We start from the raw sequence: 16,624 nt of genomic DNA on the forward strand, positions 1-16,624 counted from the left end.
GATCAACCCCGGACGCCAACGCCCCGATAAGGGACGCAGGAAAGATCAGCGTCAACTTTTTCCTGATGTTTTCTCAATTCTTACGAATTGTAACAGTGGTAGTACAGAAATCGGACCGCCTGACAGACGTAAGTCAAAAGAGCTTCTTGGCTGGAGAATTTTTCAAGTGGGGATAAACTCAAGATACCCGAGCTTATCCGCAACCAATAAGTACCCAAAAAATAGCGCATTTGCGACCATCCAGTGGAACAGAGCTTTGAGCCGCCGCTTTTCTTTGGGGAACCACTCAAATTTCCTAAGCCAACCAATACCCACGTCCATGACCATTAGAACAAACATAAAGTGTCTAAAGAACAAATAGATAAACAGTACAAACAGCAAGATAACTGCAATAGTGTTTGCAGGGGCGATTTCCCATTCACTGCTTCCAACAGAGGTCGTTATCGTACTTTCCATTAAAGTCTCTTTTTCAAGACGGAAAATCAGCAAGTTACAACCAATCCCGCAAAATCGGAATCAAAGGCACATCCGCCGCAGGCATCGGATAGTTCCGCAACTCATTCGCACGCACCCATTTCAACGCCTGACCTTCTTTCGACTGCGGAATACCTTCCCACTTGCGACAAGCAAACAACGGCATCAGCAGGTGAAAATCGTCATAGCTGTGGCTGGCAAAGGTCAGCGGGGCGAGGCATGAGGCCCAGGTGTCGATGCCCAGTTCCTCGTGCAATTCGCGGATCAGGGCAGCCTCGGGGGTTTCGCCGGGTTCGATTTTGCCACCGGGGAACTCCCAGAGACCGGCCATGGATTTGCCCTCGGGTCGTTGGGCCAGTAGCACCCGGCCCTCAATGTCGATCAGGGCGACAGCAGACACCAGTAAGGTCTTCACGAGCGATAATCCGCGTTGATCTCGATATAGCCGTGGGTCAGATCGCAGGTCCAAACGGTGGATTTGCCTTCGCCCAGCCCAAGATCGACCGCAATCACAAGGTCTTGACCTTTCATATAGGCGGCGGCGTCATCCTCACGGTAATCCGGGCTGACCCAGCCCTTTTCGGCAACCAGAATATCCCCGAAGGAAATGCTCAGCAGGTCGCGGTCAGCGGCGGCACCGGATTTACCGATGGCCATGACGATGCGGCCCCAGTTCGGGTCTTCTCCAGCAATGGCCGTTTTCACCAAAGGTGAGTTGGCAATCGCCAGTCCGTGCACCTTGGCGTCCGCATCCGAGGCGGCACCGGTTACACAAATTTCCACGAATTTCGTAGCACCTTCGCCGTCACGCACAACCTGTTGCGCCAAGTCAAGCATCACGCCCTCCAACGCCTCGGCAAACGCCGCATCGCCGGTTGCGTCCACGCCTGAGGCCCCGGTTGCACAGAGCAACAGACTGTCCGAGGTCGATGTGTCGCTGTCGACGGTGATGCAGTTGAACGTCCGGTCGGTTTGGGCGCTCAGCATCGCCTGCAGCGCGGACTGTTCGACCTGTGCATCGGTAAAGATGTAGACCAGCATCGTCGCCATATCCGGCGCGATCATGCCTGACCCCTTGGTAATCCCTGCAATAGAGACTGTTTTTCCGTCAATCTCGACCTTTGCGCTGGCCCCTTTGGGGAACGTATCCGTGGTCATGATCGCCCGCGCCGCATCCTCGATGGCATGACGGCTGAGGCCCATCTTCAACGCCTCAAGCTGTGCTACGATGCGGTCATGCGGCAGCGGCTCACCAATCACGCCGGTTGATGAGGTAAAGACCCGCTCTACCGCGACACCGGTGGCTTTGGAGACGGCCTGCGTCACCTCGGCCACTGAAGTCTGGCCATAGTGACCGGTAAAGGCATTGGCATTGCCGGAGTTCACCAAAATCGCCGCAGGCCCATCGCTGGACCCGCCGATCTTGTCCTGACAGTCCAGCACGGGGGCTGCGCGTGTGGCGGACCGGGTAAACACCCCAGCCACAGATGTGCCCGGATCCAGAACCGCCAACATCACGTCGGTACGGCCCTGATAACGCACGCCAGCCTCGACGGTGGCAAAACGCACACCGTCAATCGCAGGCAATTCGGGGAAGGCCGCTGGAGCCAGCGGCGAAACCTTGGTGATCGCGGCCACTGGGGTTACTCCTGAATCAGGTCGATCTGACGGATGACCTCGGGGCCAACACCGTCCAAAGCAGGGCGTTCGATCTGCGACTGCTGCGTCAGCTCGTCGATTTTGGCTTGAATCGCGTCCTGCTGAAGGGACTGGGCCAGCTGTTCACGTACGGCATCAAGCCCCGGCGCTTCGGATTTGCGTGTGTCGTTGAGAATGATCAGGTGCCAGCCGAACTGTGTTTGCACCGGATCCGAGATCTGACCCTTTTCCAACGCAACAACGGCGTTTTCGAATTCCGGAACCATCTGGCCCTTGCCAAACCATCCCAATGACCCGCCATTCGGACCCGATGGGCCGGTCGACTTTTCCTTGGCCGTTTCGGCAAAATCGCCGCCGTCATCCAGCAGGGTTTTGATTTCCTTGGCTTCTTCTTCGGTCGCTACAAGAATATGGCTGGCGTCGAACTCATCTTCGCCTTCGAAGTTGCCGAATTCCGCGTCATAGGCTGCCTGAATTGACTCTTCGGTCACGACATCGCCCAGCAACGCATTTACTGTCTGTACCGCCCGCATGGACCGGCCTTCGTTTTCCAGTCCCAACTGGTTCAGCCGGTTCAGATCGTCCTGCTGCTGCGCCAGCAATTGCTGCTGGATCAATTGCTCGATGACGAATTCATACAGAACGTCATCTTCGACCTCGGAGTAATTCGGCGGCAGCGCCGCGACAGATGCGATAACGTGACCCAGTGTGATTTCATCCCCGTTCACATTGGCGACAACCGTATCCGCGTCCGGCTTGGTTTCGGCAGCAACCGGCATCGCCATCACGGCAGCCAGAGCCAGCGATGGCAGAAAAGTGAGGCCTTTGGGCATGGAATCATCCTATTTCTTTGCCGCGACGGGGCGTGGCGTTGACACTCTGGGACCTGCCGCTTACATCGCTTTGAAGCCTTGGACAGGGCCGCCTTTCATCCCCCGTATCTATGGGTTGCAAGCAAGGTGGGCAAGCCTGTCGCAACCAAGACAAGAACAGATCCGCTGGAGTGAACATGCTGGGACTCGGAACGCTCGCCAAAAAGGTGTTCGGAACACCGAACGACCGCAAGATCAAGGCGACCCGCCCGCTGGTCGAAAAGATCAATGCGCTGGAACCTGAGTTCGAAAAACTGTCCGATGAGGGCCTGATCGAAAAGACCGCCGAACTGCGTAAACGCGCACTTGATGGTGAGGCGCTGGACGACCTGCTGCCCGAAGCCTTTGCCAACGTTCGCGAAGGTGCCAGACGCGCGCTGGGTTTGCGCGCCTTTGACGTACAGCTGATGGGCGGCGCGTTCCTGCATCAGGGCAATATCTCGGAGATGAAAACGGGTGAGGGCAAGACGTTGGTTGCCACTTTCCCCGCCTATCTGAACGCACTGACCGGCAAGGGCGTGCACGTGGTCACGGTAAACGAGTACCTGGCCAAGCGTGACGCCGAATGGATGGGCAAGGTGTTTGGTGCCCTTGGCATGACCACCGGTGTGATTTGGTCTGGTCAGCCGGACGCCGAGAAAAAAGCCGCCTACGCCTGTGACGTCACCTATGCCACCAACAACGAGTTGGGCTTTGATTATCTGCGCGATAATATGAAAGCGGAACTGGATCAGATTTACCAAAAGTACCACAATTTCGCGATTGTGGACGAGGTCGACTCGATCCTGATCGACGAGGCGCGGACGCCGCTGATCATCTCGGGCCCTTCCGAGGACCGCTCGGACCTGTATACCGCCATCGACGCCCTGATCCCGTCGCTGCAGGATGACCATTTCTCGTTGGACGAAAAGTCCCGGAACGTGACCTTTACGGATGAGGGAAACGAATTCCTGGAACAACAGCTGAACGCCAACGGTCTGATCCCGGAAGGCCATACTTTGTATGATCCGGAAAGCACCACAGTCGTTCACCACGTCAACCAGGGTCTGCGCGCACACAAGCTGTTTACACGTGACAAAGACTATATCGTCCGTGACGGCAACGTCATTCTGATCGACGAATTCACTGGCCGGATGATGCCAGGTCGCCGCCTGTCCGAAGGCCTGCATCAAGCCATCGAAGCCAAGGAAGGCGTGCAGATTCAGCCTGAAAACGTGACACTGGCCAGTGTGACCTTCCAGAACTACTTCCGCCTGTATGACAAGCTGGGCGGCATGACCGGCACCGCGCTGACCGAGGCCGAAGAATTCGCCGAAATCTACGGTCTGGGCGTGGTCGAGGTTCCGACCAACAGGCCGATTGCCCGTCTTGACGAAGACGATCAGGTTTATCGCACTGCCGATGAGAAATACGGCGCGATGATCAATGAGACCAAAGAAGCGCAGGAAAAGGGCCAGCCGGTTCTTTTGGGCACAACCTCGATCGAGAAATCCGAACTGCTAAGCCAGCTGCTGCAAAAGGAAGGCATCGAACATAACGTTCTGAACGCCCGCCAGCACGAGCAAGAGGCACAGATCGTGGCCGATGCCGGCCGGTATGGTGCGGTGACCATTGCCACCAACATGGCTGGCCGCGGCACCGACATTCAGCTGGGCGGCAATGTCGAGATGAATGTGCTGCAGGCGCTGGCCGAAAACCCCGAGGCCGATCCTGCCGAGCTACGAGCCAAGGAAGAGGCCCGCCACGCCGAGGAAAAGGAAAAGGTTCTGGCGGCCGGTGGTCTTTACGTCATGGCATCCGAACGTCACGAAAGCCGTCGGATCGACAATCAGCTGCGCGGTCGTTCGGGCCGTCAGGGTGACCCGGGCCGTACCGTGTTCTACCTGAGTCTCGAAGACGACCTGATGCGCATCTTCGGATCAGAGCGGCTGGACAAGGTTCTGACCACGCTGGGCATGAAAGAAGGCGAGGCAATTGTTCATCCTTGGGTGAACAAGTCGCTGGAACGCGCACAGTCCAAGGTCGAAGGTCGCAACTTTGACATGCGCAAAAACGTTCTGAAATTCGACGACGTGATGAACGACCAGCGTAAAGTGGTGTTCAGCCAGCGGCGCGAGATCATGTCGACCGATGACTTGTCCGAGATCGTCTCGGACATGCGCGAACAGGTGATCGACGATCTGATCGACGAACACATGCCGCCAAAAACCTATGCCGATCAGTGGGACACAGACGGCCTGCACGAGGCGATCAAGGAAAAGCTGACCATCGATGCGCCCGTACAGGACTGGGCCGCCGAGGAAGGCGTCGATGATGAACAGGTGCGCGAGCGTCTGGTCAATGCTGCCGATGAGATGATGGCGCAAAAGGCGGTGGCCTTTGGTCCCGAAAATATGCGCAACATCGAAAAGCAGGTTCTGCTGCAGACGATCGACAGTAAATGGCGCGAGCATCTGCTGACGCTGGAACATCTGCGCTCGGTCGTTGGATTCCGTGGTTACGCCCAGCGCGACCCGCTGAACGAATACAAGAACGAGAGCTTCCAGTTGTTTGAATCCATGCTCGACGGTCTACGCGAAACCGTGACTCAACAATTGTCGCGCGTCCGTCCGCTGACCGAAGAGGAACAGCGCGAAATGCTGGCCCAGATGCAGGCACAGCAAGCACAGGCACAACAGGCAGTGGATCAAGCCACGGACAAGGCCGAAGCACTGGCCGAAGCTCAGGCTTCAGGCGATGCACGCCCCGGCTTTGTCGAAGACGATTCCTCGACTTGGGGGAACCCGTCGCGCAACGATCTCTGCCCGTGTGGATCGGGCAAGAAATTCAAACATTGCCACGGCCGACTGACCTGACGTCACCTTGATCAAAACACATTGAGTCCGTTTCACGGCCACATATTGGCCGTGATTCAACTTCAGGATGCGACTCGCTCCTTCAACTGGGGAGGGTGTTTTGTTTGTAATAAAGAATTACGTGACCACTGGCGGCACCGTCGCTTGTGCCTTAGCCATTGGTTACCTGATGCAAAATGGATCGCCAGCGCAATCGGATGGCGCGCAGGCTCCTGTAACTGTGGCTGCCGCCAATCAGTCCTCGGTGATTGCCGGGCTGGAAGGAATTGTTCTGACCTCCTCGCTTCCGGCCGCTGATGCAACCACCGACACCAAGGCTTCGCGGCGCGCCCTGCAACCCACTCGATCGACCCCCTCTGATCAGGAAAACTGCACTCTCAATGCCCGTGCCAAAGCCGTTCCCGGCGCTGCGGCGCGCCTGACCGTCAAAGCCCCCTGCCACGGCAATGAACGGATCGAAATCCACCACAGCGGACTAACAGTTACCCAACGAACGGACAAAAACGGCGCTTTGGATCTGACGATCCCGGCCCTGTCGGAATATGCGATCTTTCTGATCTCGGTAGATGATCAGACCGGGACCGTAGCCACCACTCACATCCCCGACCTGGCCAACTACAACCGCATCGCACTGCAATGGCAGGGTGAGACAGATCTGCAGATCCATGCGCTGGAATTTGGGGCCAGCTATGGCGCAACTGGACATGTATCGTCGGACCCTGACGCGAAAGGTGCGGGCAAAGTCATGCATTTAGGCCAACAGGCGTTCGGTGACGCGCAGAATATCGAAATCTATTCCTTCCCTGCAGGCGAAACCAGCCAGACCGGTTCGATCGAACTGACGGTCGAGGCCGAAGTGACCGAGGCAAATTGCGGCCGGGATTTGGCCGTGCAATCGCTCGAGTTGCGTGGCGATCGCCGCCTGCGGTCGCGCGATTTGACGCTGCCCATGCCGGATTGCGCACAAGCCGGTGATTTTCTGGTGTTGAATAATCTGCTCCAAGACCTGACAATCGCGGCAAATTAAACCGCAGGCAGGCTCGACTTTCTTATGACATTTTTTCGTGTGGCAGTGGCCACACTGATTTCGGTGACTCTGGCGCCATATGTGCACGCACAGGATATCACGCTGACCTCGCAAGACGGCAAGGTCGAGGTCACAGGCAACCTGATGAGCTTTGATGGCGAGTTCTATCGCGTGGATACGCAGTTCGGTGAGCTGACCGTGGATGGGTCGGGTGTTACCTGCGAAGGACCCGCCTGCCCCAGCCTTACGGATTTCGTGGCCGAGGTTCGGTTCTCTGGTTCCTCCGTCATGGCGGAAAAGGTACTGCCGGCCCTGATCGTTGGATTCGCCCAGCAAGAGGGGATGTCGGCGACGCCGCAGCGTTTGGATTCCGGCGCATTCACCTATGAGCTTCACCAGACCGGGCGCAATGCCCCTTTGGGGCGGTTCTATTTCGCCCCTAACAACACAGGTGGCGGCTTTGCGGATCTGATCGCCGATGAGACCGATATCGTCATGGCATTGCGTGAAATTCGCCCATCGGAACAGGAGGCTGCGCAGACCGCTGGTCTGGGTGATCTGGCAGATGCAAGGCGATCCCGGGTCATCGCGCTGGACGCGCTGGTCCCAATTGTGGCCCGGGAAAACCCGGCGCGGCAAATTTCGCCAGCAGAACTGGTGCGCGTGTTTTCCGGCGAGATCAAGAACTGGTCTGAGCTTGGAGGACCTGATGCGCCCGTTTCCCTGCACTTACCAGACGCCGGTTCCGGTTTGGCGCAAGGGGTTGAGGATCGGTTGCTGACCCCTGCTCAGCCAACGCTGGCCGAGGGAATTATACGTCACACCCGTAGCAGCGATCTGGTGCGCGCTGTCGCTGATGACCCCTTTGCCATCGGTATCGCCAGCCATGCCGAGGTCGGGCCTGCCCGGGGCCTGCCTTTGACCGGCGGTTGCGGTCACGCGCTGACCGCCACGCGGCAATCCATCAAGACCGAAGATTATCCGCTGACATCGCCGATGTTCTTGTATCTGCCGGAAATCCGCCTGCCCCGCATCGCGCGGCAATTCCTGGCCTATTCGCAAAGCGCCGAGGCACAGATGGCGATCCGCGATGCCGGATTTGTGGATCAAGAACCCGAAACCATGCGGATCGGGTTGCAAGGGGATCGTCTGGCCAACGCAGTGGTTTCAGGTGGTGCCGAGGTCGGGTTGGAAGAGTTACAGCACATGATCGACACGCTGCGCCCACAATCGCGCCTGTCTCTGTCGTTCCGGTTCGAGGCAGGTTCCTCCAGACCCGACGCGCAGTCACGTTCCAACATCCGGCAGTTGGCCCACGCCCTCGAAACCGGGACCATCGACGCTCGTAAACTGACCTTTGTGGGCTTTAGCGACGGCGAAGGCGCGGCCACAGCCAATGCAAGGATCGCATTGCTGCGGGCAAAGACCGTGCGCAACGCAGTGCTGTCGGCGGTAGAAACAGCCATTCCGGAGAGTGTCGAGATCGCCGTGGACGCATTTGGCGAAGCAATGCCCATGGCCTGTGATGACACGGACTGGGGCCGCAAAGTCAATCGCAGGGTCGAGGTCTGGGTTCAGTAACCCTTACAAATAGCCCTCGGACCGAAAGCTCAACTCATTCGATTTGCCAATAATCAGATGGTCATGCAGCGTCAGGCCCAGCGCGACGCAGGCATCCTGAATTCGGTTGGTCATATCGATATCCGATTGCGAAGGTGTCGGATCGCCCGATGGGTGATTGTGTACCAAGATTAGCGCCGAGGCATTCAGCTCCAGCGCGCGTTTGGCTACCTCACGCGGATAGACGGGAACGTGGTCGACAGTGCCTTTGGCCTGTTCTTCATCCGCGATAAGTACGTTCTTGCGGTCAAGGTAGAACACGCGAAACTGCTCAGTCTCGCGATGGGCCATCGTCGTATGGCAATAATCCAGCAGCGCGTCCCAGCCAGATACGACGTGCCGTTGCATGACCCGCGCGCGGGTCATCCGATGTGCACAAGCCTCAAGGATTTTCAGGTCAGTGATCACCGTATCGCCTACGCCTTTGATTTGCCGCAGCCGTTCTTCGGGTGCGGTCAGCACGCGGTTAAAGTCGCCAAACGTATCCATCAGCGCACGGGCCAGGGGTTTGACATCCTGCCGGGGGATTGAGCGGAACAGGGCAAGTTCCAACAATTCGTAATCCGGCATTGCCGCCGACCCACCAGACATGAACCGTTCGCGCAATCGTTTGCGGTGATCTTTGATATACGACGGCAAGCGACCAGACGGCAGCGGTTGCACCGGGGCTTCGTCGGTTTCAAACAGCATCGGGGCTTCGGCAAAGGCGTCCTGAGTCATTGGACCACCGTGCCGCAGAATCGGTTTCTGAATGGTTAACGCATCTCACCCGCAATGCCTGCAGTTGCCCGTCGGACGACCATGTGCAACAGGATCGAAAACACCCCCAGCGTCAGCATCGCCGCAAACATCAAATCGGTTTTGGCCCGCCCATTGGCCAGCAGCATTAGGTACCCCAACCCTTGCGACGACCCGACCCATTCTCCGATCACCGCTCCGATCGGGGCATAGACGGCCGCCAGCCGCATTCCGGACGCCAATGAGGGCAAAGCTGCAGGGATACGAATGTGCCACAACACGGCGTGCCGGCTGGCCTGCATGGTCCGCGCCAGATCAAGATATCCGGGCGGCGTGCGCATCAACCCGTCAAAAAAGGAAGAGGTGATCGGGAAATAGATGATCAACACCGCCATTGCGACCTTGGACCACAGACCATAGCCCAGCCAAAGGGTCAGCAACGGCGCCAGTGCGAAGACCGGCAATGCCTGCGTGAACACCAGCATCGGCTGTACCAGCACTCGCGCGGCGCGGGAATTGGCTAATTGCAATGCTGTCAAAACGCCAAGAACCGTTCCACAAGCCAAGCCGATAACGACCTCGACCGCCGTAACCCATGTGTGTTCCGCGATAACCCAGCGGTTCTGCCACCAGGTCTCGGCCACCAAAGCCGGGCCGGGAAGAATGAATTTCGGCAGGCCGGTCAGGGAAACGATCCCCTGCCAGATCGCCAACGCAAATAGCGTCGCAGCTAGAGCTGACAACAATTTCATGCCGCTTCCTCACGAAGCATACGCAGTAAGGCGCCCTGCGCCTCAAGCGTCTCCAGATCATCGACGCTGCGTGGGGCCGGTGCATGCGGGGGTTGGCAGGGCGTTATGCCGTTCTGCGTCATGACCACGATGGATTGCCCCAACCGGGCAGCCTCGCCCGGATCATGGGTGACCAGCAGCACGGTTCGGTCCTGTAACGCTTCGGCCGCAAGGTCCTGCATATCCGCGCGGGTGCGGGCGTCCAGGGCCGAGAACGGCTCGTCCAGTAGAACGATGGGCCGATCTTCCATCAACGTGCGGGCCAAGGCCACGCGTTGACGTTGCCCACCAGAGAGTTCGGCGGGCTTCCTGGTCATATGATCCTGCAGGCGCATCCGTTCGATCAGCTGATCACAGCGGCGCAAATCTGGCTTTTCTCCGCGCAACCGCGCACCCAGCAGGACGTTCTGCGCCACAGTCGCCCAAGGCAACAACAGATCGTCCTGCGCCATGTAGGCTACCCGCTCCCGCACAGATTGTCCGTCACTGGCGGTAATCTGACCGGTGAACTCTGCGCCAGTGTCCAAGCCAGCAATCAGGCGCAGAATGGTGGTTTTGCCGACCCCCGATCCACCCAGCAGACACGTCCACCGCCCTGCTGCAAGCGTCAGGGTCAACGGCGCGAACAATAACGAGTCGCCAATCGCAGCCGAACCACGGACGGTCAGATCGGGGGCTGGGGTCATGGGGTCAGGCCCATTTGCCAGAAATTGACCTCTAACTCGGTCGCGGTACGGAAGGTGTGGCACAGACGAGTCCAACGCGGGGATGCTTCGAAATTCTCTCCAATACGCCTCGTTAGAGCCATATCCAACAATTCCCCAACCGCCACGCAGGCATCTTGGTAGTCATCGCTGGCATAGGTGGCGATCCAATCGCGATAGGTGTCAGACGTCGCCTCGGTCGCCAGTCTTGTGCCAATCTCACCATAGCCCATCACACAAGGTACCAAAGCCGCCAGCAGATCAAGTAGATCGCCGCTGTACCCAGCCTCTAGCACGAAACGCGTATATGCCAAGTTCCCGGCACGTTCCGGCGTGGCAAACAGCTGGTCCTGCGGGATGCCTTCGGCCTCGCAGATCCCGATATGCAGCTTCATCTCTTCGCTGATCAACCCGTTCACGGTGCGCGAGGCTGCCAACATTTCCGCATGCGTTTCAGATTTCACGACTGCCAGCGCCCAGGCGCGCGAGAAATGAATCAGGAACACATAGTCTTGCCGCAGATAGTGCAGAAACGCCGCGCGCGGCAGCGAGCCGTCCTTCATCCCTTCGACAAAAGCGTGGCAGGTGTAATCCTGCCACGGCCCCTGCGCCGCCTCACGCATCAGCGCGAATGCTTTGCCATAGTCGCTCATTGCACGGTCACATCTACTGAGATGTCGCTGACCGGATTGATGCTGTCGATCATACCGCTGTCTTTGAGGAAAGCCTCGAAACGGGCATAGCGACCTGCATCAAAACCTGCCGGGCGCAGCGCGAAACGGGGCAGTGTATCAACCCATGCGCGCGCGTTCAGCTCATCCTGCAATTCGGGTGAGGTGGCGGCAAAGATTTCCCAGCTTTTTTCCGGGTTGTTGACGATGAACTGGGTCGCCTTTTCGGTCGCAGCCAGGAAACGGGCGACCTTATCCGCATCCATCGTGTCGGGGTTGGCGACATAGATCAGCTCATCATAAGACGGCACGCCTTCTTCCTCGATGTAGAAACAGCGGCCCGCGACGCCTTCGATATCCATCTGGTTCAATTCAAAGTTCCGGAAGGCACCGATCACCGCATCCACCTGTCCCGTCATCAGCGATGGCGACAGCGAGAAGTTGACGTTGACCATCTCAATATCGTCTAGCGCGACATCATGGGCGTTCAGCATGGCGCCCAGAACGGCCTCTTCAACGCCCGCGACCGAGAAGCCGATTTTTTTGCCCTTGAGGTCGGCGAGCGTTTTGATCGGACCGTCCTGTAGCACCAGCAGGCAGTTCAACGGCGTCGCGACCAAGGTGCCGACGCGCTTCAGCGGCAGGCCCTCATGGATTTGCAGGTGAAGTTGCGGCTGGTAGGAGACCGCCAGATCAGCTTGCCCGGCGGCAACCAGACGCGGAGGGGCCGATGGATCCGCGGGTGGCACAATCTCAATATTCAGCCCCTCGTCGGCAAAGTATCCGTTCTCTTGCGCCACGATGATGGGCCCGTGGTCGGGGTTAACGAACCAGTCCAGCAGAACGGTCATCTTGTCTTCGGCCCAGGCCGGCGCGGCGGCCAGTAGGGCAATTGCTGTCATCAACTTTTTCATATCTCGCGTATCCTTTTCGTTCACGAGGTTGAGGCCGCGACGAGAACGATCTCGCCCGGCCAATCCGGTTGCAATTTTTCGGCAGCACGCCACGCACGCAGGCCGGTGGAACAGCAAAATGCCAGTCTTTTGCTTTTGTTAGGCTCTATTTTTGCCAATTCAGTAGACCCGCGGAGTGCTTTGGGATGAATGGGTTCAGGGGCCTCATCCGGGCTCCGCAACTCGATGATCAAATCATCCGTGGTCAGTTGGCAGACCGACACAAACGGGAAGTGATGGCTGGGCTCAGGCGCGCCGTCAAAGCGGAACGTGCTACTTCGCATCGTGCGAGCATTGAACTGAACCATCTGCCCAAGTGGCGAAGGGTCCATCCCGAGAACAACACTCAGCGCCATTTGCGCTTGCATCGCGCCAATCATTCCGACGACCGGACCCAACACACCAGCCGTGGCACAGCTTGCACCACTGCCCGGCGCGTCGGGAAAAACCGCCCGCAAAGATGGGGCACCACCGCAGAAACCGCCGACATAGCCGGACAACCCTAGGACCGAGGCGCTTATCAGCGGTTTGCCAAGCGCGCGACACGTATCCGACAGCGTATAGCTTGCCGCATAACTGTCTGCGCAATCGAGGATGACATCGACTTGTGAGGCAAATCGTTGCGAATTTAGATTGGTTAGAGCCTGATTTTTCGTGGAGATCGTAATTTCAGAGTTTAAGGCCTGACACCGCTCAGCCGCGACTTCGGTTTTGGGACGGCCACAGTCCCCCTCGCCAAACAAGGTCTGGCGAGGGAGGTTCGACAGGGCGACTTCATCGGGGTCTACGATGGTCAAATATCCAACCCCAGCACCAGCCAGCAAAGGCAAAACCGGCGCTGCCAGCCCCCCGGCCCCCACCACAAGAACCCGCGCGCCGGATAGGCGGGCCTGTCCACGGGCGCCGACCTCCGGCAGGATCATCTGACGGGCGTAGCGGCTCATTTAGTGACCTCGATCCACGCACGTACGCGGGCTTCTGGGTCTGCATTCAAGGTGATGTCTGTCACGACTGAGACAATGTCCGCCCCGGCCTGCAACACCCCCGGCGCGCGCTCCACACTCATCCCGCCTATACCGACCAAAGGGACTTCCCCCACGCGCGCTTTCCATTCAGTGACACGCGGCAGGCCTTGTTGTTCCCATTTCATCTTTTTCAGGATCGTTGGGTAGACGGGACCAAGCGCGACATAATCGGGGGTCATGGCCAGAACACGCTCAAGCTCGTCATCGTCATGGGTCGAGACACCCAGTTTCAGCCCTGCGCGTCGGATCGCCTTCAGATCTGCGTCATCCAGATCCTCTTGTCCCAAATGAATCCAGTCGCAGCCTGCGTCGATGGCAACCTGCCAATGGTCATTCACCACCAGAACAGCCCCATGCGCACGGCACAGATCCCGCGAAACCGCGATCTGTTCACGCACGACCGCATCCGGTTGGTCCTTGATCCGCAACTGCACCAGTTTCACGCCCAGAGGCAGCATCCGGCGCAGCCAGTCGGAATGGTCGAAGATTGGGTAAAACCGGTCGAGTTTCATGACAAAAACGCCTTTCCGATAACGGGGGTCGAGGGTTCGGCCATATCGCGCGCTTCGATCGGGTCGGCCTGATAGGCCAATTGCCCGGCCTCGATGCCCAGCTTCATCGCCTTGGCCATTGCTGCGGGATCACCGGCCCGTGCCACCGCAGTGTTCAGCAGAACAGCATCATACCCAAGCTCCATCGCATGAGCGGCGTGGCTGGGCAGGCCGATACCTGCGTCAATCACCAGTGGTACTTCGGGAAACTCAGCCCGCATTGCGCGCAAGGCGTATTCGTTGTTCAAACCACGGCCCGAGCCTATCGGAGCGCCCCAAGGCATCAGAACCTCACACCCTACCGCCAAAAGGCGCTCACCCACGATCAGGTCGTCCGTGGTATAGGGAAACACCTCGAACCCGTCTTCGGTCAGAATGCGCGCGGCCTCGACCAGTTGGAACACGTCGGGCTGGAGGCTGTCGGTATGCCCGATTAGTTCCAGCTTGATCCATTTGGTGTCAAACACCTCACGTGCCATATGGGCGGTGGTCACAGCCTCTTTCACCGTATGGCAACCCGCTGTGTTGGGCAGGATAAGAACGCTCAGATCGCGGATCATCTGCCAAAAGGTTTGTCCTGCGCCTGCTTCGCGTCGCAAAGATACGGTGGCCACCCCGGCCCCGCTGTCCCGAAATGCCTGTTCCAAGATTGCAGGGCTTGGATATTGCGCGGTGCCCAGCATCAGCGGGTTCGGCAGTGATGTGCCGTAGACGGTCTTCATCGCTCACCCCCCCTGCATCGGGGCGACGACTTCGATCCGATCGCCATCCTTGATTTTACGGGCCTTGCGCAGGCTCGAAGGCACAAAACCCTCGTTCACAGCCGTCGCCACCCGGCCCGAAAACCCGCATTCCTGCAAAAGGCCGGAAAGAGTTTCGGCCTGCACGTCGCGCATCTCGCCGTTAAGTACGATCTTCATCGACCATCTCCGAATGTTTGTTGTCCAACGCTAGGTCAGCCACGCCCTTGGCCAGTGCAGGGGCCAGCAAGTAGCCGTGGCGGTAGAGGCCGTTGGCATAGATTGTCGGTCCCAGCCGCCGAATACGCGGCAGGTTGTCGGGGAAAGCGGGGCGCAGATCGACGCCGGTTTCCAACACTTCAGCCTCACCAAAGGCGGGGTTCAGGGCGTAGGCTGCGCTCAGCAACTCAAGCATCGAGCGTGCGGTAATTCGGCTGCTATCCTCGGATTCGATCATTGTCGCGCCCAGCATGTAGACGCCGTCGCCGCGTGGAACGATATACAGCGGCACGCGTGGATGAAGCAGGCGTATAGGCCGGGTCAGTGTCACGTCTGGGCACCGTATCACCAGCATCTCACCCTTCACGCCGCGCAAGTCCTGCAGGTATTCGCGCGCGTGCAGACCTCTGCAATCAATGGCGTTGTCCAATCCCGTCGGAGCGCACGCATGATGGAATTCAACACCGTGATCCTGAAGCTGGTGCGACAGATCCAGCAAGGCCTGACGCGGATCCAAATGGGCTTCCGCAGCAAAGTAGAGACCTTTTTTGAAACCATACAGATCAGGCTCTAATAAGGTTATTTCTCTGTCATCAACTTCAGAAAACCCCTCAGTTCTGCGGGCGAAACGACGCAGATCCGGCAGATCCCGTGGGTTAGCAACAACCAGTGTGCCGCGCCTGTGGACCTGAGTGCGTTTGGCCCACCAGTCGATTGCCAATTGCCCCAGACGCAGGACAGGTTCCTCGGCGTTTTCATACTCGCACCAAGGTGCCAACATTCCGCCCGCCCACCAGGAGCAGCCATGCGGCCCAGGTGCACCACCGGGATCAAACACCTGAACCTTGGCCCCGCGCGCGACAAGTTCGGAAGCAACGGCCAACCCGGCCACACCTGCCCCTATGATCGACCAGACGGTCACGCGGGCCAAACCTGATGGAAGTGATGAACAGGCCCGTGACCTTGTCCGATTTTTAGAGCATCAGCCTGAGCGATGGCGCCTTGCAGATAGTCATGTGCTTGCGCCACGGCCTGGGGCAGCGAAAGGCCCTTAGCCAACCCGGCCGCTATGGATGAGGACAGCGTGCACCCGGTTCCGTGGGTGTTGCGGGTCTGTTGGCGCGGCGCTTGAAACTGAGCAATCACGCCCGAATGTGAGATCAATATGTCATGGCAGATGTCACCCTTGCCGTGACCGCCCTTCATCAGAACCGCACCAGCGCCAAGTGCACACAGATCTTGCCCTTGTGCGATCATCTGTTCGAGGCTGTCCTCAGACTCAGAGCCCAGCAGGCAGGCTGCTTCGGGCAGGTTTGGCGTTAACACCGTCGCGCGCGGCAACAATACGTCGCGCAGGGTTTGCACCGCCTCTTCTGCCAGCAAGGCATCGCCGGATTTCGCGATCATGACCGGATCCAAAACTACCGGCCCATCAAATTCGGCGATACTATCTGCGACACGTTGGATGATCTGAGGGGTCGCCAGCATTCCGATCTTGATCGCACCAACATCCAGGTCGGTCAGAACAGCCTCGATCTGGGCTACAATTACGTCCAGAGGGATGCCATGCACCGCCGTAACTGCGCGAGTATTCTGCGCCGTCACTGCGGTAATCACGCTGGCCCCGTAAACGCCAAGCGCGGACATCGCCTTGAGGTCAGCCTGAATTCCAGCCCCTCCGCCGCTGTCAGATCCTGCGATTGTTAAGGCAATGGGTGCCATGTC

Annotated in this window: 18 protein-coding genes; 3 read left to right on the forward strand and 15 right to left on the reverse strand. The window is 58.5% G+C overall.

The annotated features are described in order from the left end of the window. Positions 1–162 precede the first annotated feature (162 nt). Genes AC2FI9_RS04170 through AC2FI9_RS04185 form a run of 4 tightly spaced genes read right to left on the reverse strand, consistent with a single transcriptional unit; the run spans position 163 to position 2,966 of the window. Complete coding sequence (locus AC2FI9_RS04170) at positions 163–456, reverse strand: hypothetical protein (RefSeq protein WP_496765911.1); 294 nt, start codon at positions 454–456, stop codon at positions 163–165. Positions 457–490: 34 nt separating this feature from the next. Then, on the reverse strand, positions 491–889 hold the full coding sequence (mutT, locus tag AC2FI9_RS04175) for an 8-oxo-dGTP diphosphatase MutT (protein WP_496765915.1): 399 nt from the start codon (positions 887–889) through the stop codon (positions 491–493). Beyond that, positions 886–2,112, reverse strand: a complete 1,227-nt coding sequence (argJ, locus tag AC2FI9_RS04180; RefSeq protein ID WP_496765918.1) for a bifunctional glutamate N-acetyltransferase/amino-acid acetyltransferase ArgJ — start codon at positions 2,110–2,112, stop codon at positions 886–888. Before argJ ends, mutT begins: the two co-directional genes overlap by 4 nt. 5 nt (positions 2,113–2,117) lie before the next feature. Continuing rightward, entirely contained in the window at positions 2,118–2,966 is an 849-nt protein-coding gene (locus AC2FI9_RS04185) for a peptidylprolyl isomerase (RefSeq protein WP_496706934.1), read from the reverse strand. A 176-nt stretch (positions 2,967–3,142) separates the two neighbouring features. Between AC2FI9_RS04185 and secA the strand changes: the two genes are divergently transcribed. From secA to AC2FI9_RS04200, 3 genes are all read left to right on the forward strand, one after another. Further along, on the forward strand, positions 3,143–5,860 hold the full coding sequence (gene secA / locus AC2FI9_RS04190) for a preprotein translocase subunit SecA (RefSeq protein WP_496697513.1): 2,718 nt from the start codon (positions 3,143–3,145) through the stop codon (positions 5,858–5,860). A gap of 100 nt (positions 5,861–5,960) precedes the next feature. Continuing rightward, positions 5,961–6,887 carry a hypothetical protein gene (locus tag AC2FI9_RS04195; RefSeq protein ID WP_496765920.1) on the forward strand — a complete coding sequence of 309 codons (927 nt, stop codon included), beginning with the start codon at positions 5,961–5,963 and terminating at the stop codon, positions 6,885–6,887. Positions 6,888–6,911: 24 nt separating this feature from the next. Next, positions 6,912–8,468: a phosphate ABC transporter substrate-binding/OmpA family protein gene (locus AC2FI9_RS04200; RefSeq protein WP_496765922.1), complete on the forward strand. Its 1,557-nt coding sequence runs from the start codon at positions 6,912–6,914 to the stop codon at positions 8,466–8,468. Between the two features lie 3 nt (positions 8,469–8,471). On the opposite strand, the gene radC is transcribed toward AC2FI9_RS04200, so the two are convergent. From radC to thiD, 11 genes are read right to left on the reverse strand one after another with little or no spacing between them, the layout of a single operon-like run. Next, the gene (gene radC, locus AC2FI9_RS04205; protein WP_282119755.1) at positions 8,472–9,227 is read right to left on the reverse strand and encodes a RadC family protein; all 756 of its coding nucleotides are present in this window, start codon (positions 9,225–9,227) and stop codon (positions 8,472–8,474) included. Positions 9,228–9,262: 35 nt separating this feature from the next. After that, positions 9,263–9,997 (reverse strand): ABC transporter permease, encoded by a 735-nt coding sequence (locus AC2FI9_RS04210; RefSeq protein ID WP_496765925.1) that lies wholly within the window; start codon positions 9,995–9,997, stop codon positions 9,263–9,265. Continuing rightward, positions 9,994–10,722: an ABC transporter ATP-binding protein gene (locus AC2FI9_RS04215; RefSeq protein ID WP_496765928.1), complete on the reverse strand. Its 729-nt coding sequence runs from the start codon at positions 10,720–10,722 to the stop codon at positions 9,994–9,996. Before AC2FI9_RS04215 ends, AC2FI9_RS04210 begins: the two co-directional genes overlap by 4 nt. Next, a complete protein-coding gene (tenA, locus tag AC2FI9_RS04220; RefSeq protein ID WP_496765930.1) occupies positions 10,719–11,393 on the reverse strand; it encodes a thiaminase II in 675 nt (224 codons plus the stop codon). The genes AC2FI9_RS04215 and tenA overlap by 4 nt, the downstream gene beginning before the upstream one ends. Beyond that, on the reverse strand, positions 11,390–12,325 hold the full coding sequence (locus AC2FI9_RS04225; protein ID WP_496765932.1) for an ABC transporter substrate-binding protein: 936 nt from the start codon (positions 12,323–12,325) through the stop codon (positions 11,390–11,392). The genes tenA and AC2FI9_RS04225 overlap by 4 nt, the downstream gene beginning before the upstream one ends. A gap of 20 nt (positions 12,326–12,345) precedes the next feature. Then, a complete protein-coding gene (locus tag AC2FI9_RS04230; protein WP_496765935.1) occupies positions 12,346–13,308 on the reverse strand; it encodes a HesA/MoeB/ThiF family protein in 963 nt (320 codons plus the stop codon). Continuing rightward, entirely contained in the window at positions 13,305–13,901 is a 597-nt protein-coding gene (locus AC2FI9_RS04235) for a thiamine phosphate synthase (RefSeq protein WP_496765937.1), read from the reverse strand. Before AC2FI9_RS04235 ends, AC2FI9_RS04230 begins: the two co-directional genes overlap by 4 nt. Then, positions 13,898–14,662 carry a thiazole synthase gene (locus AC2FI9_RS04240; RefSeq protein WP_496765939.1) on the reverse strand — a complete coding sequence of 255 codons (765 nt, stop codon included), beginning with the start codon at positions 14,660–14,662 and terminating at the stop codon, positions 13,898–13,900. The genes AC2FI9_RS04235 and AC2FI9_RS04240 overlap by 4 nt, the downstream gene beginning before the upstream one ends. Positions 14,663–14,665: 3 nt before the next feature. Next, positions 14,666–14,860: a sulfur carrier protein ThiS gene (gene thiS / locus AC2FI9_RS04245; RefSeq protein WP_496721321.1), complete on the reverse strand. Its 195-nt coding sequence runs from the start codon at positions 14,858–14,860 to the stop codon at positions 14,666–14,668. Continuing rightward, complete coding sequence (locus AC2FI9_RS04250; protein WP_496765941.1) at positions 14,844–15,821, reverse strand: FAD-dependent oxidoreductase; 978 nt, start codon at positions 15,819–15,821, stop codon at positions 14,844–14,846. The genes thiS and AC2FI9_RS04250 overlap by 17 nt, the downstream gene beginning before the upstream one ends. Further along, positions 15,818–16,621: a bifunctional hydroxymethylpyrimidine kinase/phosphomethylpyrimidine kinase gene (gene thiD, locus AC2FI9_RS04255; RefSeq protein ID WP_496765944.1), complete on the reverse strand. Its 804-nt coding sequence runs from the start codon at positions 16,619–16,621 to the stop codon at positions 15,818–15,820. The genes AC2FI9_RS04250 and thiD overlap by 4 nt, the downstream gene beginning before the upstream one ends. Positions 16,622–16,624: the final 3 nt, after the last annotated feature.

It is taken from the genome of Ruegeria sp. CDSA246 (assembly GCF_059611225.1).

Excerpts from the sequence above, each read along its gene's own strand:
- thiS (WP_496721321.1), bottom strand. The coding sequence starts at position 14,860 with ATGAAGATCGTACTTAACGGCGAGATGCGCGACGTGCAGGCCGAAACT.
- AC2FI9_RS04210 (WP_496765925.1), bottom strand. The coding sequence starts at position 9,997 with ATGAAATTGTTGTCAGCTCTAGCTGCGACGCTATTTGCGTTGGCGATC.
- thiD (WP_496765944.1), bottom strand. The coding sequence starts at position 16,621 with ATGGCACCCATTGCCTTAACAATCGCAGGATCTGACAGCGGCGGAGGG.
- AC2FI9_RS04200 (WP_496765922.1), top strand. The coding sequence starts at position 6,912 with ATGACATTTTTTCGTGTGGCAGTGGCCACACTGATTTCGGTGACTCTG.
- secA (WP_496697513.1), top strand. The coding sequence starts at position 3,143 with ATGCTGGGACTCGGAACGCTCGCCAAAAAGGTGTTCGGAACACCGAAC.
- AC2FI9_RS04185 (WP_496706934.1), bottom strand. The coding sequence starts at position 2,966 with ATGCCCAAAGGCCTCACTTTTCTGCCATCGCTGGCTCTGGCTGCCGTG.
- AC2FI9_RS04235 (WP_496765937.1), bottom strand. The coding sequence starts at position 13,901 with ATGAAACTCGACCGGTTTTACCCAATCTTCGACCATTCCGACTGGCTG.
- AC2FI9_RS04215 (WP_496765928.1), bottom strand. The coding sequence starts at position 10,722 with ATGACCCCAGCCCCCGATCTGACCGTCCGTGGTTCGGCTGCGATTGGC.
- AC2FI9_RS04230 (WP_496765935.1), bottom strand. The coding sequence starts at position 13,308 with ATGAGCCGCTACGCCCGTCAGATGATCCTGCCGGAGGTCGGCGCCCGT.
- AC2FI9_RS04240 (WP_496765939.1), bottom strand. The coding sequence starts at position 14,662 with ATGAAGACCGTCTACGGCACATCACTGCCGAACCCGCTGATGCTGGGC.
- radC (WP_282119755.1), bottom strand. The coding sequence starts at position 9,227 with ATGACTCAGGACGCCTTTGCCGAAGCCCCGATGCTGTTTGAAACCGAC.
- tenA (WP_496765930.1), bottom strand. The coding sequence starts at position 11,393 with ATGAGCGACTATGGCAAAGCATTCGCGCTGATGCGTGAGGCGGCGCAG.
- AC2FI9_RS04225 (WP_496765932.1), bottom strand. The coding sequence starts at position 12,325 with ATGAAAAAGTTGATGACAGCAATTGCCCTACTGGCCGCCGCGCCGGCC.
- AC2FI9_RS04170 (WP_496765911.1), bottom strand. The coding sequence starts at position 456 with ATGGAAAGTACGATAACGACCTCTGTTGGAAGCAGTGAATGGGAAATC.